Source organism: Intestinibacillus sp. Marseille-P6563 (assembly GCF_900604335.1).
Classification (GTDB): Bacteria; Bacillota; Clostridia; order Oscillospirales; family Butyricicoccaceae; genus Butyricicoccus_B.
This window is the reverse complement of record NZ_UWOD01000001.1, coordinates 408846-433571: the sequence shown is the minus strand read 5'-3', so window position 1 is coordinate 433571 and position 24726 is coordinate 408846. Positions and strand designations below refer to the sequence as shown.

The window sequence follows — 24726 nt, the reverse complement described above, 5'->3', positions numbered from 1 at the left end:
GTATTTGTTATGGTAGTTTCTGTTGGCATTGATGTCTCAAAAAACAAGCATGATTGCTTCATTGTAAGCTCAGAGGGTGAAGTCCTGGCGGATGTTTTTACTATCCCTAACAACATGGACGGTTTTGATGCTCTACTGGAAAAAATTCGAGCTTGTACTACACCGCAGGACAAAATAAAAGTAGGGCTTGAGGCAACCGGGCATTACAGCTACAACATTCTTGGGTTTCTTCTGGACAACGGTCTGGCCACCTATGTCTTGAATCCCCTACGCACGAACCTCTACCGGAAAAGTCTCAGCCTGCGAAAGACCAAGACCGACCGTGTAGATGCTCGAACCATTGCTGCTATGCTGTTATCCGATGTGGGCCTCAAACCCTACACGAATACAGCATATCACAACGAGGAACTAAAGTCACTCACCAGATACCGTTTTGACAAGGTGAAAGAACGAGCAAAGCTGAAAAGCTCAATTTCCAGACTGGTTTGCATTCTCTTCCCTGAACTGGAGAAGCTGGTGTCCTCTCTCCATTTGGCGACTGTCTACGCTCTGCTGGAAGAGTTTCCAGGTTCCAAACAGATTGCCAAGGCACACCTGACAAGGCTCAAAACCCTTTTGGGAAACGCCTCCAAAGGTCGCTACGGTCGGGATATGGCTGTTACTATCCGGAGCGCTGCTCAGAATTCTGTTGGGTCCTGTATGCCTGCCAAATCCCTGGAATTGCAACATACCATCCGGCTTATCCGTGAATTGGATGCTGAGATCGCTGAAATCGAGGCTGAAATTGAGACAATGATGGACAAGATACAGTCTCCCATTATAACTATCCCTGGCATGGGCTTTCGTATGGCTGCCATGATTCTTGCTGAAATCGGCGACTTCTCTCGGTTTGAGTCGCCGGACAAATTATTGGCCTACGCCGGAATGTCGCCTTCTACTTACCAGTCCGGGCAGCTCAAAAATTGCTATCCCCACATGGAGAAGCGTGGCTCTCGATACTTACGCTACGCTCTTTACAACGCAGCCAAGTATGTCTGTCACTGGGACCCAACCTTTGCTGCTTACCTTGCTAAGAAAAGAGATGAAGGCAAACACTACAATGTCGCACTTTCTCATGCCACCAAAAAGTTAGTTCGTCTGCTGTTTGCCCTGGAAAGATCCAGACAGCCTTATTGCAGCTTGGCGGCCTAATTCCATCTTGTTAGCCTACGCCGGGGTCCCTACGGACCTCTGCTTTGCTATACCTTTCTTGAACTATCTCTTTTCACCACCACCATTCATTTTTGGGGTTGACTTTTAATAGTTAATCTTTCCTAATTTCTGATAGTTGAGGCCGTGGGAAATCTGGCTGCCCCGGTTCTCGGATTGATTGAAGCTGTCGATGGTCTCCTTGCCCAGCAGCTCCGAGATTTCTTTCAGGGTGGATTTCTCCTTGCCACCCAAAAACAAGGTGGTGTCGCAGTTGCCCACAATGGTGTCTGCGGCGTCCTTGTAGATGGTCTTTAACTGGCTTTGGGACTGCAAAATGATAGAAGCCGAGATTTCCCGGCTCCGGATAGTGGCAATCAGCTTGTCAAAGTTCGGTATCTGTCCGATGTTGGCGAACTCGTCCAGGAGGCACCGCACATGGACGGGCAGCCTGCCGCCGTACACGTCGTCTGCCTTGTCGCAAAGGAGGTTGAATAGCTGGCTTTGCAGCATGGCGATGACGAAGTTGAAGGTGGTGTCCGTGTCGCTCATAATGAGGAACAGCGCCGTTTTCCGGTCGCCCAGGGTGTCCAGCTCCAGTTCGTCGTCCGACATGATCTCCCGCAGCTCCGCAATATCGAAGGGGGCAAGGCGGGCACCGCAGCTAATCAGGATGGATTTCAGGGTCTTGCCGGCGGCCAACTTGAATTTACGGTACTGCTTCACAGCAAAGTGGTCCGGGTGCTCCTTCTCCAGCTTGGCAAAGAGCAGGTCAACGGGGCTTTGAAATTCTTCGTCGTCCTCTCTGGCCTCCGATGCGTTGATGAGCTCCAGCAGCGTGAGAAAGTTCTTTTCCTCCGGCTCCGCCTCGTACCAGATATACCCGATCAGGGCGCAGTACAAAAGCCGCTCTGCTTTGACCCAAAAATCCTCGGAGGATTTTTCTCCGTCGCCTTTGGTGTTGGCAATGATGACATTGACCAGCTTCAAAATATCCTTTTCGCTGCGGATGTAGGCGAAGGGGTTGTATTTCATGCTTTTTTTGAAGTTGATGGTGTTGAGAACCTTGATGCGGTACGGCTCATAGATGACTTTCCCGCGGACGTCCCGCATGGGCTTTCCGTTCTCGTCCAGCTTGGGGGCGCCCCGGCGCAGCATGGTCCCCACCTCGGACAAAAGCTGTCCTTTGGGATCGGTGACCACATAGGAACTGTGCATCTGCATGAGAGAGGGTTTGACGAAGAACCGGGTCTTGCCGCTGCCGCTTCCGCCGATGACCAGAATGTTTTTGTTCCGGGCGTACTTGGGGTTTTTTGGGCGGCTGGACATGGTGAGCTTTTCCGTCTGGGTAAGAGGGATGTTCCAGTCGGGGACCGGATCGACATAGGGGGCAATATCGGCCGCCGTGCCCCATCGGGCGCTGCCGTACTCGATGCCCTTGCGATATTTGCGAGCGTTTTTTCCTTTGGCGTACACCGCCAGCCGAACAATGACCGCCCCGGCGATACCCACCAGCAGGTCCAGCGGATGCAGACTGGGCAGCCCAGAAGAAAACGCCTCCGTAAAGCCCTGACTCAAATGCAGGAACTTTTCAGAGGCGTCAAGGCCGGGCGCAAGGCGCACCGCCTGGCAGAGCTTATCAAAGAGATATACGAACAGCAGATACGGGAGGTTGAGAATGAGGGCTTTTTTCCAGGTGTCGGTCATAATTCCACACCCCGGTCTTTAGTTTTGACCTTCTCCCGCTGGCGATGCTGGGCTTTGGCCTGTTGTTTCGCCTGGTCCAGCGCCTTGCGGATGGAGGGCTTTTTCTCTTTCTCCAGGTTCTTTGCGGAGAACTCCCGGAAGGCCGCCGTGATGACGTCGGCATCCCGGCCCTTGAAGAACACCAGGTAGCGGGGTATCTCGCCGCTGGTGTCCTTTTTCAGAGCAAAGTCAATGCCGTACTTCTTGGCGGTGGCGGAAAAGGCCCGGATGTTCTGGTCGGTGATCTCGATGTTGGAAACGCCGGTGTTGTGCTTCATAAGCTGTCGGAGGGTCTGCTTGCCGTGGTGCAGCTTGGTCTTGTGGCCGGTTACTCCTTTCTGCATCTCGTCCAGCACTTTTTTCATGGCCTGTTGCAGCATCCCGGCGGAGAGCCTGGTGGCCTCCACGCAGAGGGCAACGGTGCGCTGGGTGACTTCTTCCTGCATAAGTCATCATCTCCTTTCTCCGCTGCCGTACAGATCGTGGTTCACCAGGGACGCATAGTAGCTGTCGATGGTGGCCGGGGCGTTATACAGGGCAGCCAGCAGATATTTCTTGATATTGCGGACATAGGTGGTGTTCTCCCGCATACGATCCAGCACATACTCGATGTGGGAACTGTTCAGCTTCAGGAACCGGGATTTGACCACCTCCGCCGGATAGTCGTCCCCGGCAATGCGGATCGTCTCCCTGCGGGAACAGACGGTATCCACCATGAGCTCAACCAATTCATTCAGCATATCCCGGTCCAGCCGGTCATCCCGGCATAGATAGTCATACTCGATATTCTCCAAAATCAGTTCCCGATAGTTCTCTCGCTCCTGCATCCAGTCCCGTCCAGTCCGTCTGCCCCCTGCGGGGGTTTGGGGGATTGATTGGATAGGATTTGATCCTTCTGTACTTAATGAATCAGTTTTTGATCCTTGTTTACTTGATACTTTAGTATTTAATTGTGCGGGTTTTTCCTGTTCAGGTTTTCCCAAGGCAGGAGAATCCAAGACTGGTTTTACCTGAACTGGATTTTCCCGTTCAGGTTTTCCCGGTTTAGGTTCCGGCGGCCTGGGCTGCTCCAAAATCGTGTACTCGATGCTGCCGAGCCGTCCGTTGGCGTTACGGACTCTTTCACGAATAATGTACCCCGCATCCTCCAGCTCCCGGACCGTAGCGCAAATGCTGTCCACTCCATCCCGGCATATCCGTGCAAGACCTTTGGTGGTGTAATCCCAATCCTCCGGCAAGGACAACATGAGGGACAGCAGCCCCTTCGCTTTCAGCGACAGCGCCGTGTTCCGCGGATGGTGGTTTGCCATCACCGTGTAGTCACGGGTTTTCTCAATGCGAAATACCGCCATAATCTCACCTCCCTCCGGCGGTCTGGAAAAGTGTTCGTTTTCGGGGAAAATTCAATTCTGTGCCCACCTGCTTCTCTATGTGGGAAAACCTATGGACACTTAATTTGCATTTCCTACATGAAGAAATACCTTCGATTTCTCACCCCTTTCAATACAATTTTCCGTGTACTTGATGGAAAGTAAAAAACGCCATAGGATTTCCTATGGCGTTTGGGACAGGAAAAGGGTGCTGATATTTCACATCAGCACCCTTTTCCTGCCAGTATTTGATTTTTTGACTTCACATCGTGTTCCTTGCCTCTGAAAACATTGATTTTACTGGACTCTCTCATGTTTTCTTATTAGGAGGCGGGGAATGGAGGGCTCTTTTTTTATGCGCCCAGACAGCGGGCGCAGGGGGCATACCCCTGTTCTTCGGCTTGCTGCGGCGTTTGGAAAAACACCTGATTTTCGGTCTTGATCTGCTTGGCAGAGGAACAAGACGGCAGATGGTATTTGCTGCCCGATTTGCTGGCAACATATGCTCCGCTGGTTGCCGCAGGGACCGGCGGTTCCTCCGGTGCCACCACACTGATTGCGTATGAGGGAGAGCCTTCAGTCGTGCAGGCGATGGAAGCCGAGCCGACCGCATGGGCGGTCAGCTCGTATACGGCCTGCTCATCCTTTTGAGCATGCTTCTGTATCTCCACGATCGAAGGGTCGCTGCTGTATCCGTCTCCGGCATCCGGGGCCTGGTCAAAGGTGATCTCTACACTTTGCCCCACCGTCATTTGTACGGGGATTGGCTCCGTGGGAAGTGGCTGCTCCGGGGCTGCAATCGTCCGGCCGATCCCAAACAGCAGCAGGAGCGCTGCGGGGACCCAGGCAAGCAGGGATTTCATTTCTTTTTCTCCTCATCCGACCGGCGGGAGCGGCGCGGCTTTCGCTTTAGGGATACGCCAGTTTCTTCCGAGGGCTTTTCCGTGGGGAAGGGCACCGGGCGATGGGTTTCCGGATCGATATAATCCACATGGAAATACCGCACGGTCTGGGTAGGAAGATCTTTGTCCTGCAAAGAGCGATGGGCCAGGCTGGAAATCAGGCTGTACAGCACGGCAAAGAGCGGTACGCCAATGACCATGCCGACAAAGCCAAACAGACCGCCGGCCACCAAAATCGCAAACATGACCCAGAAGCTGGACAAGCCGGTCGAGTCGCCCAAAATTTTGGGACCCAGAATATTGCCGTCAAACTGCTGAAGAATCAGAATAAAGAGAATGAAGTAGATGCACTGGATGGGATCGATCATCAGCACCAGCAGCGAGCAGGGAATGGCGCCAATGAACGGGCCAAAGAACGGAATAAAGTTGGTCACGCCAATCACCACGCTGATGAGCACAATGTACGGCATATTGAGCAGATTCATGGCCACAAAGGTAATCATGCCGATAATCAGCGAGTCGAGCAGTTTGCCGGTGATGAACCCGCCAAACACATGGTGGATAAACCGCATGTTTTTGATAAACAGGTTGGCGTGCTCGGTGCTGAATATGCTGTATGCGAGTTTTTTGGTCTGGGCGGCAAACAAATCTTTGCTGCACAGCATATAGATCGCAATGATGATGCCCACGACAACATTCTTGAGCATGGTCAGCGTGCCCAGCAAGCCGCCGCCCATGACGCCGATCAGCTTGGGCAACATGTCATCCTTCATCCAGTCGAGCATCCAGTCGGAAAACTGCACATAGAGCTTCATGAAGTTATCACGAATGCCGGGACTATCTTTGAGCAGATTTTCCAGCCACGCCGGTACTTCGTTCATGTACTCCGGAAGCGAGTTACTCAGACTAAAAATACTGGTCGCCAGCTGCGGCAAGACCATGGACAGCAGTGCACTGATCAGAGCGAGCAGCAAAAATACGCTGGCGATACTGGAAATCATTTTTGTCCAAGACGAGGCGCGCTTGGGGGATTTGAACACCCGTTTGAACAGCGGATGCAGTTTGCGCACCAGCAGATTATAGACCGGCAGCATGAAGTAGGCGACAACTGCGCCATAGATGAACGGTTTCAAAATGCCGATAAAGTTTTGGATTGCCAAAAAAAGGCCCTGCATCTTAAAAATCGAGAAAAAGAAGCAGATGCAGGCAACAATGACGATAAAAGCAGTCAGCCCCCATTTAAAATACGGGCTTTGGAAAGATTTTTTCATTCCTGATCCTCCGGGATGGAAATTGGAAAATGGCCGTGCAAAAGCCGCGGCAGATATTGCACGCGGCTTTTGTCCGGTAAAACAGGACGTTTAATCCTGGTCGTTACGCAGGAAAATGCGCCAGATAAGATAAATGTACGAGGCGATAAAGCCTAAGAAAACAATGACACGAAAACGCCGGAAAAACTTTGAAAACAGGGCGCCCAGCCAAATACCGAAGCTGAGCAGGCACAGTTTGAACATGGCAAAGTCAAACACCGAAAAACCGCGGGCGCGCTCCAGCAGATATTGGATGAAATCATCCGCCCGGCTGGTTGCCGTACCGGCATAGGACTTGGCAGCCTGTGTGTATTCCCGCAAAGTTTCCGGGCTGACAGGCAGGGCTTGACGCAAATATTGTTTCATATCGATCCGCTCCTTTTTGAAAAATGAGTCGTGGATTTGCTTCCGCGCGAAGTGCGGGGAGAGGGTTTCTTTTTGGCGCTGCTGCAAGAAAGATGACCTTGTGGGCCGATCTCCCCCAGCCGGATATCCAGCCGTTCCGCCAGGGCCTTAACGCTGGGGCAGCCGGTCTGCTGCAACGCATTTTGTAGGATCAGTCCTGCCGCATGGGCATCCGACCCAGCTTCGTGATGGTTTAGGGGAATGTCGAGGAAGGCTGCGACTGTATCCAGCTTGTGGTTTTCCAGATCAGGCCACAGCTTTTGCGAAACTTTGACCGTGCAGATGTACTGAAAGTTCGGGACCGGGATGTTGTAAAATTCCAGGCATTTGCGCAGTACGGCGGTATCGAACATGGCATTGTGACAGACCAGAATATGGTCTTCCAGGTCCGGCCGCAGCAGGGGCCATAATTCTCCGAAGGTCGGCTCCTGTTCGACTTGCGCACGGCGGATGCCATGAATCTTGATGTTGTACCAGTGAAAGGCGCCCACTTCGTCAGGCGGACGAATGAGGCGAACATATTGCCGCACCGGCTGGTTGTTTTCAAACACCGATACACCGATCGAACACGCGCTGGTGTAGTAGGCATTGCCGGTTTCAAAATCAATGGCTGTGTAATTCATCGTACCGCCTCATTTCCGCGGGTGCGCTCATACAGCGCTGCGACAAAGCGGTAGAACGGCGCGATACGCCGGAAGCTTTCCAGCATAGGTTCGACAAACGACCCGTCCCACAAGGGGGAATAGTCGTTGTATTCGGAAAATTGCAGTCCCAGATGCTTGCGGTTGAGCCAGGGCTGATAGGCTTCAGGGGCGTCGGGCACACGGGGCCGCTTATACAGTTCCCCGTCGAGTGTAAACTCTGGGCAATTTTTTGCCGCCTGATAGGCGTCCAAAAACAGCTTGTCTTCCTGCACGATCATTTCGCGGGCCAGCGCCATTTCGGCCGGGGAAAAGCCGCCATAGCAGCCATAGCCCCAATAATCCGGCGTGACTTCCATATAATAAAAGGGGACGGTTTCATACTGCATCTTGGGCCGCCGGAAAAAGAGCCACAAATTGGCGCGGTATAAGGTCTTGTCCTTGGTATAGCGGGTATCCCGTCGCACACGGGACACCATGCGCGAGGGGACAGTGACAAACAGGGGATCGATCTCGAGCATCGCGGGCGCCATGCGCTGGCACAGGGCATGGAACGGTTCGACCGCCCGCTGGCGGATCTCGGCCTTGTGCGCCTCATAAAAATCCTTGCTGTTCATCAGCCGGTTTTCAATGAGCAGATCCAGCCCTTGCGGGTCGAATCCGGTAAATTCAAGTTCCTTCATGTGGATTCTGGTTTCATCCTTCCATGGAATACTATTCTTATTGTATCCTTTTTTATCCCGCCACGCAATAGCAATTGCAAAACAAAGGTTTCCATTGGGAGGAAAATCGTGTATAATGGGTCTATGCCGCAAAAAGGCGTGGATGCCCTTGGTATTTGGAGGGGTCCGGAGATTCACTTCCGCGCACAAGGCGCGGGCACATTGGCAGGAGGCTGAAACGAATGAAGTACAAAGATAAAATTCTGGCCATGCTCGATCAGGACGGTCGCCTGACCGCCGCGCAGATCGCCCGGATGCTGGACGCATCCGAAGAAGAGATCGCAGCCGAGATCGCGGAACTGGAACGTGCCAATATTATTTTAGGGTATAAGGCTATGATCGATTGGGATAAGACCGCCGAAGAAATGGTCACCGCCCAGATCGAAGTGCGCATCACCCCGCAGAAGGGCATGGGGTTTGATGAAATTGCCCGCCAGATCTGTTCGCATCCCCAGGTGCAGAGCGCCTATCTGATGTCGGGCGGCTTTGACCTGACGATCATCATCGTCGGCAAGACCCTGCGCGAAATTTCGCAGTTTGTATCCGAGAATCTGGCGCCGATGGAAAGCGTCATCTCGACCTCCACCCACTTTATCTTGAAGAAATACAAGGATCAGGGCGTGGAATATGACCCGTCGGCATCCGATACGAGAGAGGTAATGATCACATGGTAAACTATTCCGACCTCTATTCGGAACGGGTCAAAATTGTCAAGCCTTCGGGCATTCGTAAATTTTTTGACATCGTTGCGACCATGGATGGGGCAATCTCGCTCGGTGTGGGCGAGCCGGACTTTGAAACCCCCTGGCAGATTCGCCGGGCGGGCATCCTGTCGCTGGAAAAGGGCAAAACCTTCTATACATCCAACTGGGGCCTGGCCGAACTGCGTGAGGAGATCGCCAAGAACATCGAACGCAAATATGGCCTGACCTATGACCCGCAAAAAGAAGTGCTGGTCACCGTCGGCGGCAGCGAAGCCATCGACAATGCGCTGCGCGCTTTTGTCGGACCCGGGGATGAAGTCCTCATCCCGGAGCCCAGCTTTGTGTGCTATACGCCGCTTACGATCATGGCAGGCGGTACACCGGTAGCTTTGCCGACCGTGGCCGAGGACGAATTTAAGCTGACACCCGAGCGGTTGCGCGCGGCCATTACGCCGCGCACCAAAATGCTCGTGCTGCCCTTCCCGAACAACCCCACCGGGGCCATCATGAACCGGGAAGAGCTGGAAGCCATTGCCGCCGTTTTGCGGGACACCAATATTCTGGTGCTCAGCGACGAGATTTACTGCGACCTGACCTACCAGGGCAAGCATGTCTGCTTTGCCGAACTGGACGGCATGAAGGAGCGCACGATCGTGGTCGGCGGTTTCTCCAAATCCTATGCCATGACCGGCTGGCGTCTGGGCTGGGCGATGGGCCCGCGCGAAATGATGGCGCCCATCTGCAAGATTCACCAGTTTGGCATCATGTCTGCCCCGACGACCGCCCAGTTTGCGGGCATAGAAGCCATGCGTTCGGGTGAGGACGATGTGCAGCGCATGCGCCTGCAATATGATATGCGCCGCCGCTATCTGGTAGATGAACTGCGCAGCATGGGGTTGGACTGCTTTGAACCCATGGGGGCGTTTTATGTTTTCCCGTCGATCCGGTCGACCGGGCTGTCGAGCGAGGAATTTGCCAATCGGCTGCTGGAAGACCAGAAGGTCGCGGTCGTACCCGGCAACGCCTTTGGCGAGAGCGGGGAAGGACATGTGCGCATCTCGTACTCCTATTCCATGGCGCATCTGCGCGAAGCGATGACCCGCATGCGCAAGTTCCTGGAAAAGCTTTAAGCCTTTTGGGAACGTACAATGAAAAATTAGAATGAGGAACATTATGGACGTTGGAACATTTCGTATTTTAAAAACCCAGGGCAAGGCCCGCCGCGGCGAGTTTCAGACCGCGCACGGCACGGTGCAGACCCCGGTCTTTATGAACGTGGGCACCGCAGGCGCCATCAAGGGCGCCGTGGATGCGTTTGACCTCAAGCAGCTTGGCTGTCAGGTCGAGCTGTCCAATACGTATCATCTGCACGTGCGGCCGGGCGACGCGATCATCAAGCAGATGGGCGGTCTGCACCGTTTTATGCGGTGGGATGGCCCCATGCTGACCGACAGCGGCGGATTCCAGGTCTTTTCGCTCGCTTCATTGCGCAAGATCAAGGAGGAGGGCGTGTTCTTTAACTCCCATGTGGATGGCCGTAAGATCTTTATGGGACCCGAGGAGAGCATGCGTATCCAGTCCAATCTGGGTTCGGATATTGCCATGGCTTTTGATGAGTGCATCGAAAATCCGGCGGCCTATGAATATGTGCAGGCATCCTGTGCCCGTACGACCCGCTGGCTGGCTCGCTGCAAGGATGAACTGACCCGGCTCAACAGCTTGCCCGATACGGTTAATCCGCAGCAGATGCTGTTCGGCATCAACCAAGGCGGCACCTATGACGATCTGCGAGTGCAGCACATGGAGGACATCAAAAAGCTGGACCTGCCCGGTTATGCTATCGGTGGCCTGGCGGTCGGCGAATCGACCGAAGTGATGTATCACATTTTGGATGTCGTGCTGCCGCATGCGCCCGAAAACAAGCCGCGCTATCTGATGGGCGTGGGCACACCGTCTAACATCATCGAAGGCGTTGCGCGTGGGGTGGACTTCTTTGACTGCGTCATGCCCACCCGCAACGCCCGGCACGGCCATCTGTTCACTTGGAACGGCATTTTGAATATCCACAATGCCAAATACCAGACCGATGACCGGCCGATCGAAGAAGGATGCCAGTGCCCGACCTGTCAGCATTTTTCCCGCGCGTATGTGCGGCACCTGCTTAAAGCCGGGGAGATGCTGTCCCAGCGGCTGCTGGTCCAGCACAACCTGTGGTTTTATAACAATCTCATGGTCAAGATTCGCGAAGCTATCGAAGCGGGGACCTTTGATGAGTTCCGCGCCCAGTACAGCGAACGGCTGGCCAAACGTATCTAATCAAAATCCGGCACCTTTGGGCGCCGGATTTTTTTGTGGCAATATGGGCACGTCTATTTTGCCAAAGCGGCGCATAGAGTAGAAAAGACTACTCGAAAAGGATGGCGACGCTTTGAAACTGCTTACTCACGGCCTGCTGTACAGCGTGGCGGTCCTATGTGCTTCCAATTTGGGGCTTCAGGGCCTGGGGTTCCTTTACCGCATTGGGCTCAGCCATTTGGCGGGCGCCGAGGGGCTTGGGGTCTATCAACTGGTGCATTCGGTCTATGCGGTCATCCATGCGGCCTGTCTGTCGGGCTTGACGATGGCCTGTTCCCGTTTGTCTGCTGAGTTGAGCGCTGCTGGGCAGGGAGGAGCGGTGGGCAATCTGGCACGGCGGGCCGCACAGGTGTTTGCGCTGTTGGTGTTCGGCTGTGCGGCGTTTTTGTTTTTGGGACATGGCTGGATTTCCGGACATATCCTGGGCGATGCGCGGACCGCTGCCGTCTTTCCGGTCATGCTCGCCTGTCTGGCGCTGACCGGGGTCGAAAATATTGTAAAGTCGCTGTGCATCGGCCTCAATCATGTGGAATGGGCGGCGTCGGCCGAACTGACCGAACAGGTCGTGCGCATCGTGGCCGTGCTCACCCTGCTGACGCTTTACGGCGGGCAGGATTATGGCCGTATTGCGCTGCTGATCTTTGTGGGCATGTCGCTGAGCGAATGCGTCAGTGCCGCGCTGCTGGCGCGCATTTACAGCAAGCAAATTCGTATCCCGAAGCAATCTCGGCAGCCACTGCCGCGTGGCTTTTCCCGGACCTTTGCCAGCATCGTCCTGCCGGTAACCGGGGCAGCGGTGCTCAACAGCCTGCTCGGCTCGGCATCTTCGGTGATTTTGCCCCAGCGGCTGATGCAGGCTGGGCTGACCCGTACCCAGGCACTGAGCGAACTGGGTATCATCTCAGGCATGGCCATGCCGCTTCTGGTGCTGCCGATTGCGCTCATCAGTTCGGTGTGCACGGTCATCATGCCGGAAATCAGCCGCAGCCGGGCGCGCGGCGACCAAGTGCGCATCGATGCGCTGACACGCAAGGCCATTGGGCTGACCGGGCTGCTCGCTATCCCGCTCACCGCCCTGATCGTGCCGTTAGCACCGACCTTATCGCGCCTGTTTTTCGGACAGCCGCTCGGGCTGACCTATGTGGCGCTGCTTGGGGTTTCCATTGTGCTGGCCTATTATCATATGGTCACGTCGGCCTTGCTCGGCGGGATGGGGGCGCAATGGTCTTCGGTCAGCATTTCGGTCGCAAGCGAGTGTGTCCAGCTTGTTCTGGTGTGGATTTTGGCGGCAAAGCCCGAACTCGGCGTGCAGGGCTATATTTTGGCGCAGATTTTGGCCGGACTGCTCGCGGTATGCGCCAATTTCATTCGGCTGTGTCAGCTCAGCCACGTGGGCAGCAGCCTGCCGCGTCTGTTTGCGATTCCGCTGTTGTGCGGCGCGACCGTATTTTTGTGGGTGCGGGTATTTTATACCTTTTTCCTGGGTCTGGTCGGCTTTCAGTGGCTGGGCGTGGTCTGTACGGCCTTCAGCGCTATGCTGCTGTGTCTGGGGCTGCTGCGGATGCTCGGGGTGCGTATGGGCGATTACATCACCTTGCGGCCGGTCAACCGGATGTTTCAGTGGGGATTGTACTGAGGGCCGCGCCTTGACAAACCGAATAGAACACGATATGATACAGAAAAAGATTGGGCCCTTATCCAATGGGATGGGGCCTTTTTTCAAAGAAAGGGATTTTGATGAAACTGGATTTTTGTTGCCCGACCTTGTTTGGGCTGGAAGGCATTGTCGCCGATGAACTGCGGTTTGAGGGCAAGCTGGAAGATGTACGGGCGGAAAATGGACGAGTCCTCTTTTCCGGCGATTGGAATACGCTGGCCTGGGCCAATTTGAACCTGCGCTGTGCCGAGCGGGTGCTGGTGCGCGTGGCAGCTTTTCCGGCCAAGACGTTCGACCAGCTGTTTGAAGGGGTGCGCGCGGTTGCCTGGGAAGAGTGGCTTCCCAAAGATGCTGCTTTTCCGGTCAAGGGACATGCGCTGGACTCGGCGCTGCACTCCATCCCGGACTGTCAGAAGATCATCAAGAAAGCCGTGGTCAACCGGTTGGGACAAGCCTATGGGCTGCACTGGTTTGAGGAAACCGGCCCCAAATTCCAAATCCAGTTTTCCATCATGCACGATCAGGCGGAGATCTTTCTGGACACCTCGGGCGCAGGGCTGCACAAGCGCGGGTATCGTGCCAACGCCAACGCGGCGCCGCTGCGGGAAACCCTGGCGGCAGCCATGGTCAAGCTGGCGCGTTTTCGGGGGCGGGAGCCGCTGCTCGACCCGTTTTGCGGTTCGGGTACCATCCCGATCGAAGCGGCACTGATCGCCCAGCGCCGGGCGCCCGGTCTGACCCGTGCGTTTGAAGCCGAGAAGTGGCCGTGTATGCCTGCGTCGGCCTGGTCGGATGCCCGGGCGGCTGCGCTCGAACGGATCGTATCCGGGGCCGAATTGGACATCTGCGGCAGCGATATTGACCCGACGTGTGTGACCTTGTCGCAGGAAAATGCCCGCAAGGCTGGGGTGGGGGAAAGCGTCCGTTTTACCCAGGCAGATGCCACGCAGATCGCCTATCGTCAGCACACCGGCGTGCTCTTTGCTAATCCACCGTATGGGGAACGACTGCTCGATCGGGAACAGGCGCAGAAATTGTATGTTCAGATGGGCAAAAGCGCCGGACAGAGCGAACTGAAGCAGTATTTTTTAACTTCTGACCCGGAATTTGAGCGGTTTTATGGATATCGGGCCGATAAAAGGCGTAAACTCTATAATGGCATGCTCAAATGCGATCTGTACATGTTCTTCAAACCGGTGCAAGTACGCAAAAAGTTTGTAGAAAAAATAACAGGACGACCGAAAAACGTTCACAAATAATTCAAAAAATTTTTTAACAAAAACCCCAAATATCCTCTTGCATTCTGGCATGGACTGATGTATCATAATAACCAGATTAGCACTCAGATGCTTTGAGTGCTAACGCCAAATTGTATCTAAAATTTTAGGAGGAATATAGTATGACTTTAAAGCCCCTTTCCGACCGCGTTGTCATTAAGATGGTCGAAGCGGAAGAAACGACCGCAAGCGGTATCATCCTGACCGGCTCTGCCAAGGAGAAGCCCCAGGTTGCCGAAGTTCTGGCAGTTGGTCCCGGCGGCATGGTAGACGGCAAGGAAGTCGTCATGCAGGTGAAGGTTGGCGATAAGGTAATCACCAGCAAGTATTCCGGCACCGAAGTGAAGGTGGACGGCGAGGAAGTGATCATCGTTCGTCAGGGCGACATTCTCGCAGTCGTAGAATAAAAATTCACGTTTTTCTGATACAGGAGGAATTTCAGTCATGGCAAAGCAGATTTTGTTTGGCGAAGAAGCTCGTAAGGCGCTGCAGCGCGGCGTCGACCAGCTTGCAGATACCGTTAAAGTAACCCTGGGCCCCAAGGGCCGTAACGTTGTGCTCGATAAGAAGTTCGGCGCACCGCTGATCACCAACGACGGTGTAACCATTGCAAAGGACATCGAGCTGGACGATCCGTTCGAAAACATGGGTGCACAGCTGGTTAAGGAAGTATCCATCAAGACCAACGACACCGCTGGTGATGGTACCACGACCGCAACCCTGCTGGCACAGGCATTTGTTCGTGAAGGTCTGAAGAACCTGGCAGCTGGCGCAAACCCGATGGTTATGCGTAAGGGCATGAGCAAGGCAGTTGACGCAGCAGTAAAGGCAATTGCAGAAAACTCCAAGAAGATCAATGGCACCGCAGACATCGCACGTGTTGGCGCAGTTTCTTCGGGCAGCGAAGAGATCGGTACCCTGATTGCTGAGGCGATGGAGAAGGTTTCCACCGATGGCGTTATCACGGTAGAAGAGTCCAAGACCGCAGAGACCTACTCGGAAGTTGTAGAAGGCATGCAGTTTGACCGCGGCTATGTAACCCCGTACATGGTTACCGACACCGAGAAGATGGAAGCTGTTCTGGATGATGCCATGGTGCTCATCACGGATAAGAAGATCTCGGTCATTCAGGACCTGCTGCCGCTGCTCGAGCAGATCGTAAAGTCTGGCCGCAAGCTGCTGATCATTGCCGAAGACATCGAAGGCGAAGCACTGTCCACCCTGATCGTAAACCGTCTGCGTGGCACATTCACCTGTGTTGCAGTTAAGGCTCCGGGCTTCGGCGACCGCCGCAAGGATATGCTCCAGGATATCGCGATTCTGACCGGTGGTACCGTAATTTCGGAAGAAGTTGGTCTGGACCTGAAGGATGCAACGCTGGATATGCTCGGCCAGGCTCGTCAGATCAAGGTAAACAAGGAAACCACCACCATCGTAGATGGCGCTGGCAACTCGGAAGACATCAAGGCTCGCGTTGCAGCGATCCGTGCTGCAATCGAAAAGACCACTTCGGACTTCGATCGTGAGAAGCTGCAGGAGCGCCTGGCAAAGCTGGCTGGCGGTGTTGCTGTTATCAAGGTTGGCGCTGCAACCGAAGTTGAAATGAAGGAAATGAAGCTGCGCATCGAGGACGCACTGAATGCAACCCGTGCAGCTGTAGAGGAAGGCATCGTTGCTGGCGGCGGTACCGCTTATGTCAATGCGATCCCGGCTGTGGAAGCTCTGATCGACACCGTAGATGGCGACGAAAAGACCGGCGTGAAGATCGTTATGCGCGGCCTGGAAGAGCCGGTGAAGCAGATCGCTGCAAACGCTGGTGTTGACGGCGCAGTTGTTCTGGAGAAGATCAAGACTTCTGGCCAGATCGGTTACGGCTTTGACGCATATGCTGAGAAGTACGGCAACATGATTGAGGCTGGTATCGTAGACCCGACCAAGGTAAACCGTTCGGCTCTGCAGAATGCAGCTTCGATCGCTTCCATGGTTCTGACCACCGAGTCCATTGTAGCGGATAAGAAGGAGCCCACTCCTCCGGCACCGGCTGCACCGGACATGGGCGGCATGTACTAATAAAACAAAAAGCTGGACGAAAATCCAGCTTTTTTTATTCTTCTTTTTGCTGTACAACCTGCGAAAATTGATATAGGATGAACAGCGAGAGGGAGGAGAAAATCAGACTGCAGATGGTGGGTAAAAGTGGAACTTTCGAAAGCTCAGCCAGAAAGACAACGGGAAGGGCAATGAGTTTCCAGTAAAATGCCCAGTGCAGCCGGTCTTCCGAGAAATCATATTCGTTGGGCACGATGGTTTCTCCAAGCCCCCAATAAAATTGATAGTCTGCGATCATCGAAAGAATCGCAAAGCCCACCAGAAGTATAAGGGACAGGATGACGAGGGGCAAACCATTGGGGGAAAGCAAGGAAGCCAGCAAAAAAAGTGTCAGAATCATAATGCCTACTATACTGATGACAGTATACCGGAACGCCTGCTGCATCCGCCTGCTCAGAAAACGTAACTTTGAAAGCGCATAAAGCTGCAAGATTAGGGAGCCAATCAACACACATAAACGGATAAAATTCAAAAAGGGAGCGCCATATAGAATATTTTCGGAAGATGGTATGAAGTTCTCCGCAAGCGCAAGAAGGCTGCCAATGAAATACAGCCGCAGTAGTGGATAAAGCGGACGACTCATAGGAATCCCTCCTCATATTGGATGATATGGTAAGTATAGCATGAATCTGTAAAAGAGGAAAGAATTTCATGGAAACAATCGGGTAACAGAATAAAAAAAGCAGCCCATGGCGAAAGCCATGGGCTGTTTGCGGTTTAGTTATTCAAGTAGAACGAAACCAACTCTTGCATGAGTTCGTCGCGGTCGATCTTACGGATCAGACTGCGGGCATTGTTGTGGTTGGTGATATAAGTCGGGTCCTCCGACAGCAGATAACCGACGATTTGGTTGATGGGATTATAGCCCTTTTCTTTCAGGGCATCATAAACCGTGGTCAGAATCCGCTTCATCTCAACATTGGAATCGTCCACGAGAGTAAATTTCCGAGTGCCTTCGAGCATGTTCTGCATCCTCCTTTGCTCCATGTTGCTACTTTAATGATAATACAGAAACTACCGATTGTAAAGGGCAAAGTGGGGATAAAAACCAAAAAATTAGGGAAAAAGTTTTGCTGTGTGGGTACGAATCAGCTACGCAGTGCAGCGCCAAATTCGCTTTCGAGTGCAGCAATGGCTTTCTGCATCGCGTTGTCGCATTCTTCGTCCTTGAGCGTGCGGTCGGACGCGCGCAGGCTCATCGAATACGCTACCGACTTCTTGCCTTCCGGAATGCCCTTGCCCTTGTACACGTCGAACAATTTGACGCTTTCCAGAATGGAACCAGCTGCTCGCTCGATGGCCTTCTGCATGGAAGCTGCCGGGACAGCATCGTCGACCAGAACCGCAATATCGCGGGTGGAAGCCGGGAACTTGGGCAGCTGCTGATACAGCTTGACCGAATCGATGGCATCATACAGCGCATCCATAGCCAGTTCTGCGGTCAGCACTTCGGTGTTGAAACCATACTTCTTAGCAACCAGCGGATGTACCGCACCGAAGGTGCCGAGCAGCGCGTCGCTCGCATAGACCTTGGCGCAGCGGCCCGGGTGATAGGACGGATTTTCGGAATCGGCTACAAAGGACACGTCCTTGATATTCAGTTCGCGGCAAAGTGCCTCGATAACGCCCTTGAACTGGAAGAAGGGCAGGCGGCCGTAGCTGCCCAGGGTGAGGATCTTTTCCTCGTGCGGGAGCTGGTCGGCGTCGGCCTTACCGTCCTTGACGACCGGGGTGTAAATGGTGCCCAGCTCATAGAGCGATGCGGTCGGATTGCGGTGCGCATGGTTGTGCGCCAGCGAGTCCAGCATAGACGGCAGAACGGTGGTACGCATGACCGAGAAGTCCTCGCCCAGCGGGTTGAGGATGGTGGTCGAAATACGGCGCGGGTCGTCCGCCGGCAGGGCAATGGCGTCGTAGAACTTGGGGCTGATGAACGAATGGCTCATCGATTCGTCAAAACCAGCTGCCAAGCAAACACCGGCTGCCGCGCGTTCCATCTGCTGGCGCGGAGACAAGCCGCCCTGGGTGGTGTCACCGGCGTACAGACGCACCGGAATGTTGTCATAACCATACATGCGCGCAACTTCTTCGGCCAGGTCGCACATACGGGCAATATCAATACGGAAGGACGGGATAATGACCTTGTCGCCCTCGACCTGGAACGCCAGACGCTTGAGCAGCTGCTTCTGTACATCAGCGGACAGGTCGGTGCCTAGCAGAGCATTCATCTTGTCCGGCTCAAACGGCAGGGTCTTGGGGGTCAGGTCAGCGGCACAGACATCCACGACGCCGTCGATGACTTCACCGGCGCCCAGTTCTTCGACCAGTTCGCAGGCGCGCAGAACGGCCAGCATGGTCAGCGACGGGTCCAGACCCTTTTCAAAGCGACCGGAGGCCTCGGTGCGCATGCCCAGTGCCTTAGCAGTCAGACGGACGGTTGCGCCGTGGAAGCAGGCCGATTCAAAAACGACTGTCTGGGTCGCATCGGTGATTTCCGAGTTGGCGCCGCCCATGACACCAGCGACCGCGATCGGCTTAGCGCCATCGCAGATGGCGAGCATTTCAGAAGTAATCGCACGGTCCTGGCCGTCCAGCGTCTGGATGGCTTCGCCCGGCTGCGGGCGGCGGACCACGATCTGGCCGTCCGACAGGCAGGCATAGTCAAATGCGTGCATGGGCTGACCATATTCGAGCATAACATAGTTGGTGATGTCGACGATGTTGTTGATCGGGCGTACACCAGCCGCATGCAGACGCTCACGCATCCAGGCCGGGGAGGGCTCGATCTTGATGTTCTTGACAATCTTGGCCGTGTAACGTGGGCACAGTTCGGGCTCATCCACACGAACCGAAACATAGTCCTTGATGTCGCCGCCGCAGCCTTTGACCACCGGCTCCTTGACAGAGAACGGACGCTCAAAGGTCGCCGCGGTTTCACGCGCCAGACCGATGACGCTCAGGCAGTCCGGACGGTTGGAGGTAATTTCAAAATCGGCGACATATTCATCCAGACCCAGAACGCCCTTGATGTCCACACCGACCGGGGTGTCCTTGGGCAGGAACAGGATGCCGTTATCGCACGCATAGGGCACACAGCCGTGGTCCAGGCCAAGCTCCTGGAACGAGCACATCATGCCGTTGGAAACCACGCCGCGCAGCTTGCCCTTGGTGATCTTCACCCCGCCGGGCAGGGTGGACTTATGCAGGCAGACCGGGCAGATCTCGCCGACCGATGCTTCGGTGACATTGGGCGCACCGGTGACGATCTGGATGGGTTCTTCCTTGCCCGCATCGATCTGGCAGATGACCAGATGGTCGGAATCCGGGTGCTTTTCAACCGACAGGATTTTGCCGGTTACGACATTGTTGATCTCTTCGCCGAGGTAATCGACGCACTCGACCTTGGAACCCGACATGGTCATCTTTGCGTCGTATTCCTTGGGGCTTACGCCGTCAATATTGGTGTAATCTTTCAGCCAGGAAAGAGGCAGTTTCATAGTGATTGCGCTCCTTTTATCGATTTAAAGTTCAGTTTGCGGCGCCTATGGCGCAGGAAAGGCCGAACGGCCCGTAAGCGCGTGAGCGCTTAGAACTGGTGCAGGAACCGCACGTCATTTTCATAGAACAGACGGATGTCGTCGATCTTGAAGCGGCCCATAACCGTGCGCTCCAGGCCGATGCCAAAAGCGTAACCCGAATAGATCTCCGGGTCGATGCCGCTCATCTCAAGCACCTTGGGGTGTACCATGCCGCAGCCCAGAATTTCGATCCAGCCTTCGCCCTTACACAGGCGGCAGCCTTCGCCGTGACACTGATAGCACTGGATGTCCATTTCAGCCGACGGCTCGGTGAAGGGGAAGTGGTGCGGACGGAAACGGACGACCGTGTCGTCGCCGTACAAACGCTTGGCAAACAGCTCCAGAATGCCCTTGAGGTCGCTCATCGTGATGCCCTTGTCGACTACCAGACCTTCGATCTGATGGAACAGGGGAGAGTGGGTCGCATCGACCGCATCCGAACGGAACACACGGCCGGGCGCAATGATGCGGATGGGCGGCTGGGTCTTTTCCATGACGCGCACCTGCATGCCCGAGGTCTGGGTGCGCAGCACGACGTTATCCGAAACATAGAAGGTATCCTGGGTGTCGCGCGCCGGATGGTCCTTCGGGATATTGAGCGCTTCAAAGTTATAGTGGTCGAGTTCGACCTCCGGACCTTCGGCGATCTGGAAGCCCAGACCGATGAAGATGTCCTTGATCTCATCGAGGACAACGGTCAGCGGATGCTTGTGGCCGAGAACGACTTCTTCGCCCGGCATGGTGACATCCAGCGTTTCGCTCTTGAGTTTTTCTTCGAGCGCCAGACGCTCGATCTTCTCCCCCTGTTCTTCGAGCGCGGCTTCGACCGCTGCGCGCACTTCATTGACCATCTGGCCAACGACCGGACGCTCTTCGGGCGACAGGTTTTTCATGCCCTTGAGGATGGCGGTCAGCTCACCCTTTTTGCCGAGGTACTTGACGCGCACCGCGTCCAGATCGCGGGCGTTCGTCGTTTCGCCGAGCTCCTTCTTAGCACTTGCAAGAATGGCTTCCAGCTGTTCTTTCATAGGTTGTTACACTCCTTAAATGGAATTTTTACGTTTTGAGCGATGGCACAAAAAAACGGCTTCCGTCCCATAGGACGAAAACCGCTGTTTCCGTGGTACCACCTACGTTCGCAGGCAGATAGGCCCTGCGCACTTGTGCGCCCGGTAACGGGGGCGGGACGGGCGCGCCTACTGCATGTTCAGCACGCCTGCTCACAGGGGAACTTCGCATTGCGTCCTTTGGGGCGGCTTGCAGCCGGTGACCGCCGTTCTCTGGCAAAGGGAGCGCCATCCTACTTTTCCTGTTCATCGCAGATAAACATATATATTATATATAGCACGACTCGCGGACAAATTCAAGGGTCATTTTTGCAAAAAGGGATTTTTATTCGAGAAAATCCGGGTGCTGGCCCGACCAGCCGGTCTGCGGCATGGTATCCAGTCTGGATACATCGGCGTCCGACAGGGTGAACGCGAAAACATCCTGATTTTGCTGCATGTGTGCCAGCGAGGACGCCTTGGGTAGCGGCAGCACGTTCTTTTGCAGCGCATAGCGCAGGCAGAGCTGGGAAGGGGACACCGCATATTTGGCGGCCAGTTCGGTCACAAGCGGGGTACCCAGCACGCGGGTGCGGCCCATGGGGCTCCACGCTTCGACCTGGATGCCATGCGATTGACAATAGTGGACCGTGTCCGGCTGAGTGTAGCCAGGGTGGAATTCAATCTGGTTAACCATGGGAGTGACTGTGCAGCTTTGCCGAATCACTTCGATATGATGGGGCAGGAAATTGCTCAGCCCGATGGCGCGTACCTGCCCGGCCTGATAGAGTTCTTCGAGTGCGCGCCAGGTATCCTGGCAGAGCTGTTCCCAGTTCGGCGTGTCCCGGTCCGGGCGCGGCCAGTGAATGAGATAGAGGTCGAGATAATCGGTGCCCAGCCGCTCGAGCGAGCGGGCAAAGGCGGCTTTGACGGCCTCATAGCCCATTTCATCTTTCCAAGCTTTGCTGGTCAGGAAGAAATCTTCCCGGGGCAACCCGCAAGCAGCCAGCGCTTGGCCGAGAAACGGTTCGGTACCGTAAAAGGAAGCCGTATCAAAGTGGCGGTAATCGGCCTCGATGGCGCGGGAGATGACGGCCGCGGTTTGATCGGCCGCCGCTTTATAGGTGCCAAAGGCAACGCAGGGGATGCGCACGCCGTTGTTTAAAACGAAGCAATCGGAAATATGCTGCATGAAAAGCCCTCCTTTGTAAGATGTGAAATCGTTATTGGCATCTTAGCATGGGGCCCGGAAAATTGCAAGCGGACAAACTGGCAAAAATTTTTGAAAAAAAGAATTGACAAGCTAGGCAAAAATGGGTATACTAAATAAGCACTGATTCGGTACCATAGCCAAGCGGTAAGGCGTGGGACTGCAACTCCCTGATCCCCAGTTCGATTCTGGGTGGTACCTCCAGAGCATATGCCGCCGGATAAGTTCCGGCGGCGTTTTTTGTTTCCGGAAAGGAGAGAAATCGCATGAGCCGATTGTTTACCATTCTCGGTGCGGGCAGTGGACAACCCACCGATTTGACCCGGCAGGCGCGCGAGGCCATGGCGCAATGCACCCTCCTGCTGTCGACCGACCGTCTGGCCGGACAGTTATCCTCGCTGGGCAAAATCCAAACCTGCCCGACCGGCAAGCTGGCCGAAACCGCCCTTGCCGCGCCGGATGAGCGGGTGGGAATTCTGGTGTCTGGCGACACAGGCTTTTTCAGCGCCGCGAAAACGCTGCAAAGCGCGCTGCAAGCGCAGGGCGATGTGGAGATCGTGTGCGGCTTAAATAGTATGCAGATGCTGTGCGCCAAGCTGGGCATATCTTATGACGATGTGGTCTGGCTCAGTCTGCATGGCCGCAAGGGCAGTCTGCTCGGCGCGGTGAGCTACAACCGCAAAGTATTCGCGCTGACCGGCGGCGCGCAGAACGCGCAGGCGCTGTGCCAGTCGCTGGTGGATGCCGGCTTGGGCGGCGTGCGCGTGTCGCTGGGCGAAAATCTGGGCGCAGCCGATGAACGCATCCAGACCGGCACCGCCGAAGAACTGGCCAAGGAACCCTGCGGCAATCTGGCCGTTTTGCTGATCGAAAACGATACACCCGGCCAGACCGGGCGCCCGATCTATGACGAAGATATGGAGCGCGGCAATGTGCCCATGACCAAGCAGGAAGCGCGCTGGGTCGGGGTCAACCTGCTTGATTTGCGTCGGGACGACATTGTCTATGACATCGGCGCGGGCACCGGCTCAGTGTCTATGGAGATGGCGCGGCGGGCGTCGGTCGTTTATGCGGTCGAGCGCTCGATCGATGGGATCGCACTGATTGACCGCAACCGCCGGGAACTGGGATGTTTCAATGTGCTGCCCATCGAGGGCGAAGCACCCGATGTGCTGCAAGGTTTGCCGGCACCCGATGCGGCCTTTATCGGCGGCAGCGGCGGCACACTGTACGAAACGCTGTCCCTGCTCAAAGACCGCAATCCCAAGATTCGTGTGGTCGTGAGCGCGGTATCGCTGGAAACTCTGAGCGATGCACAGATCGCCCTGGGCGCGCTGAACTTTGAGCAGATCACCGTCAGCCAGATCAGCGCTGTGCGCGGCAAGAAGGCCGAAGGCAGCACACCGTTCCAGGCAAACAACCCGATCTATTTGCTGTATGGCGGGCCCAAGCGGTAGGAGGAGCGTATGTTGACAACATTGTCGGTCGCGCTGGGCTTTGCGCTCGATACGATTTTTGGCGACCCGGACGGGGCCTGGCATCCGGTCTGCGCCATTGGTGCGCTGATCTCCAAGACCGAAAAGCTGCTGCGTCGGCTGTTTCCGCAAACGCCGCGCGGCGAAAAGATCGCCGGGGTGGTGCTGTGGTGCATCGTGTGTGCGGTCAGCTATACGGTTCCGTTTGCGATCCTCTTTTTGCTGCGCGCGGCCAATCCCTGGCTGGCTTTTGCGGCCGAAACCCTGTTTTGTTATCAGATTTTCGCCCGGAAATGCCTGATGCAGGCCGGGGAAAAGGTCTATACGGCGCTGAGCCAGTCGCTCGCCGAAGGGCGCAAGGCGATTTCCTATTATGTGGGCCGCGACACCGGGAGCCTGACCGAAGAGGGTGTCATCAAAGCGGCCGTGGAAACCATTGCAGAAAATACGACCGATGGCGTGATCGCTCCGATGTTTTTCATGCTCATCGGCGGCGCGCCGCTTGCATTCTTATATAAAGCGGTCAATACGCTGGATTCCATGGTGGGGTATCATAACGAAAAGTATGAGCATTTTGGCTGCTTTTCGGCGCGGGTGGACGATGTGTTCAATTTCATCCCCGCACGCATTGCCGCCGTGTGCATGATTGCAGGAGCGGGCATGCTCAAGTTTGACAGCCGCAATGCTCGTCGCATTTTTAAGCGTGACCGCTTCTGTCACAAGAGCCCCAATTCCGCGCAGACCGAAGCTGTTTGCGCCGGAGCGCTGCACATCCAGCTCGGTGGCAGCGCGCAGTATTTCGGACAGTATGTCCATAAGCCGACCATCGGCGATGATGACCGTGCGATCGTCAAAACCGATATTGGCCGGGCGGCTGACCTGATGACCACAGCATCGGTGTTTGCCCTGCTGCTGGGGCTGACCATCCGACTGGCGATTACCTTTACCCCCATGTATTTCGGATAACAAAAGACGCAAGGGAAATTTCCCCTGCGTCTTTTGTCTTGTGAACCGATTGCGGTTCATTTTTG

At 55.1% G+C, this 24726-nt stretch carries 22 protein-coding genes, 1 tRNA gene, 1 pseudogene and 1 other annotated feature; of the genes and pseudogenes, 11 read left to right on the top strand and 13 right to left on the bottom strand.

Annotated features, from left to right (window positions below):
- The first annotated feature begins 9 nt into the window (after window positions 1-9).
- A complete protein-coding gene (locus tag EFB11_RS02190; protein WP_122788747.1) occupies window positions 10-1191 on the top strand; it encodes an IS110 family transposase in 1182 nt (393 codons plus the stop codon).
- Between the two features lie 117 nt (window positions 1192-1308).
- On the opposite strand, the pseudogene EFB11_RS02185 reads toward EFB11_RS02190, so the two are convergent.
- The 8 genes and pseudogenes from EFB11_RS02185 to EFB11_RS02150 form a co-directional block, all read right to left on the bottom strand.
- A pseudogene (locus EFB11_RS02185) lies at window positions 1309-2895 on the bottom strand (VirD4-like conjugal transfer protein, CD1115 family); the annotation flags it as partial.
- Window positions 2892-3380 carry a PcfB family protein gene (locus EFB11_RS02180; protein ID WP_122788746.1) on the bottom strand — a complete coding sequence of 163 codons (489 nt, stop codon included), beginning with the start codon at window positions 3378-3380 and terminating at the stop codon, window positions 2892-2894. The pseudogene EFB11_RS02185 and the gene EFB11_RS02180, both read right to left, overlap by 4 nt.
- Window positions 3381-3386: 6 nt before the next feature.
- Window positions 3387-4286, bottom strand: a complete 900-nt coding sequence (locus EFB11_RS02175) for a DUF6017 domain-containing protein (RefSeq protein WP_122788745.1) — start codon at window positions 4284-4286, stop codon at window positions 3387-3389.
- A gap of 371 nt (window positions 4287-4657) precedes the next feature.
- The gene (locus EFB11_RS02170; protein WP_122788744.1) at window positions 4658-5167 is read right to left on the bottom strand and encodes an Ada metal-binding domain-containing protein; all 510 of its coding nucleotides are present in this window, start codon (window positions 5165-5167) and stop codon (window positions 4658-4660) included.
- Window positions 5164-6477: an AI-2E family transporter gene (locus EFB11_RS02165; protein WP_122788743.1), complete on the bottom strand. Its 1314-nt coding sequence runs from the start codon at window positions 6475-6477 to the stop codon at window positions 5164-5166. Before EFB11_RS02165 ends, EFB11_RS02170 begins: the two co-directional genes overlap by 4 nt.
- Window positions 6478-6567: 90 nt before the next feature.
- The gene (locus tag EFB11_RS02160; RefSeq protein WP_122788742.1) at window positions 6568-6882 is read right to left on the bottom strand and encodes a hypothetical protein; all 315 of its coding nucleotides are present in this window, start codon (window positions 6880-6882) and stop codon (window positions 6568-6570) included.
- On the bottom strand, window positions 6879-7544 hold the full coding sequence (locus tag EFB11_RS02155) for a 3'-5' exonuclease (protein WP_122788741.1): 666 nt from the start codon (window positions 7542-7544) through the stop codon (window positions 6879-6881). Before EFB11_RS02155 ends, EFB11_RS02160 begins: the two co-directional genes overlap by 4 nt.
- The gene (locus EFB11_RS02150) at window positions 7541-8245 is read right to left on the bottom strand and encodes a DUF2461 domain-containing protein (protein ID WP_164706554.1); all 705 of its coding nucleotides are present in this window, start codon (window positions 8243-8245) and stop codon (window positions 7541-7543) included. The genes EFB11_RS02155 and EFB11_RS02150 overlap by 4 nt, the downstream gene beginning before the upstream one ends.
- 221 nt (window positions 8246-8466) lie before the next feature.
- Here EFB11_RS02150 and EFB11_RS02145 point away from each other — a divergent pair, with 221 nt between their 5' ends.
- The 7 genes from EFB11_RS02145 (at window position 8467) to groL (ending at window position 16347) form a co-directional block, all read left to right on the top strand.
- Window positions 8467-8958, top strand: coding sequence for an Lrp/AsnC family transcriptional regulator (locus tag EFB11_RS02145; RefSeq protein ID WP_122788740.1), 492 nt, complete (start codon window positions 8467-8469; stop codon window positions 8956-8958).
- Window positions 8952-10118, top strand: coding sequence for an aminotransferase class I/II-fold pyridoxal phosphate-dependent enzyme (locus EFB11_RS02140; protein ID WP_122788739.1), 1167 nt, complete (start codon window positions 8952-8954; stop codon window positions 10116-10118). Before EFB11_RS02145 ends, EFB11_RS02140 begins: the two co-directional genes overlap by 7 nt.
- Window positions 10119-10161: 43 nt before the next feature.
- Complete coding sequence (tgt, locus tag EFB11_RS02135; RefSeq protein WP_122788738.1) at window positions 10162-11304, top strand: tRNA guanosine(34) transglycosylase Tgt; 1143 nt, start codon at window positions 10162-10164, stop codon at window positions 11302-11304.
- A 112-nt stretch (window positions 11305-11416) separates the two neighbouring features.
- Window positions 11417-12979, top strand: a complete 1563-nt coding sequence (locus EFB11_RS02130; RefSeq protein WP_122788737.1) for an oligosaccharide flippase family protein — start codon at window positions 11417-11419, stop codon at window positions 12977-12979.
- A 101-nt stretch (window positions 12980-13080) separates the two neighbouring features.
- On the top strand, window positions 13081-14259 hold the full coding sequence (locus tag EFB11_RS02125; RefSeq protein ID WP_122788736.1) for a THUMP domain-containing class I SAM-dependent RNA methyltransferase: 1179 nt from the start codon (window positions 13081-13083) through the stop codon (window positions 14257-14259).
- A gap of 140 nt (window positions 14260-14399) precedes the next feature.
- The gene (locus EFB11_RS02120; RefSeq protein ID WP_122788735.1) at window positions 14400-14684 is read left to right on the top strand and encodes a co-chaperone GroES; all 285 of its coding nucleotides are present in this window, start codon (window positions 14400-14402) and stop codon (window positions 14682-14684) included.
- A gap of 37 nt (window positions 14685-14721) precedes the next feature.
- Window positions 14722-16347 (top strand): chaperonin GroEL, encoded by a 1626-nt coding sequence (gene groL / locus EFB11_RS02115; protein WP_122788734.1) that lies wholly within the window; start codon window positions 14722-14724, stop codon window positions 16345-16347.
- Between the two features lie 34 nt (window positions 16348-16381).
- Here groL and EFB11_RS02110 read toward each other — a convergent pair whose 3' ends face one another.
- The 5 genes from EFB11_RS02110 to EFB11_RS02090 form a co-directional block, all read right to left on the bottom strand.
- Complete coding sequence (locus EFB11_RS02110) at window positions 16382-16969, bottom strand: hypothetical protein (protein ID WP_122788733.1); 588 nt, start codon at window positions 16967-16969, stop codon at window positions 16382-16384.
- A gap of 134 nt (window positions 16970-17103) precedes the next feature.
- Window positions 17104-17349, bottom strand: a complete 246-nt coding sequence (locus tag EFB11_RS02105; RefSeq protein WP_122788732.1) for an IreB family regulatory phosphoprotein — start codon at window positions 17347-17349, stop codon at window positions 17104-17106.
- Between the two features lie 125 nt (window positions 17350-17474).
- Window positions 17475-19883, bottom strand: coding sequence for a phenylalanine--tRNA ligase subunit beta (gene pheT, locus EFB11_RS02100; protein ID WP_122788731.1), 2409 nt, complete (start codon window positions 19881-19883; stop codon window positions 17475-17477).
- A gap of 89 nt (window positions 19884-19972) precedes the next feature.
- On the bottom strand, window positions 19973-20992 hold the full coding sequence (gene pheS / locus EFB11_RS02095) for a phenylalanine--tRNA ligase subunit alpha (RefSeq protein ID WP_122788730.1): 1020 nt from the start codon (window positions 20990-20992) through the stop codon (window positions 19973-19975).
- A 67-nt stretch (window positions 20993-21059) separates the two neighbouring features.
- Window positions 21060-21290: a binding site (T-box leader), on the bottom strand.
- A 66-nt stretch (window positions 21291-21356) separates the two neighbouring features.
- The gene (locus EFB11_RS02090; RefSeq protein WP_122788729.1) at window positions 21357-22202 is read right to left on the bottom strand and encodes an aldo/keto reductase; all 846 of its coding nucleotides are present in this window, start codon (window positions 22200-22202) and stop codon (window positions 21357-21359) included.
- A 148-nt stretch (window positions 22203-22350) separates the two neighbouring features.
- On the opposite strand from EFB11_RS02090, the gene EFB11_RS02085 reads away from it, so the two are divergent.
- The 3 genes from EFB11_RS02085 to cbiB all read left to right on the top strand — a co-directional run bounded on the left by EFB11_RS02085 (window position 22351) and on the right by cbiB (window position 24661).
- Window positions 22351-22424, top strand: a tRNA-Cys gene (locus tag EFB11_RS02085).
- Between the two features lie 62 nt (window positions 22425-22486).
- Entirely contained in the window at window positions 22487-23677 is a 1191-nt protein-coding gene (gene cbiE, locus EFB11_RS02080; protein WP_122788728.1) for a precorrin-6y C5,15-methyltransferase (decarboxylating) subunit CbiE, read from the top strand.
- A 9-nt stretch (window positions 23678-23686) separates the two neighbouring features.
- The gene (cbiB, locus tag EFB11_RS02075) at window positions 23687-24661 is read left to right on the top strand and encodes an adenosylcobinamide-phosphate synthase CbiB (RefSeq protein WP_122788727.1); all 975 of its coding nucleotides are present in this window, start codon (window positions 23687-23689) and stop codon (window positions 24659-24661) included.
- The last annotated feature ends 65 nt before the right edge of the window (window positions 24662-24726 follow it).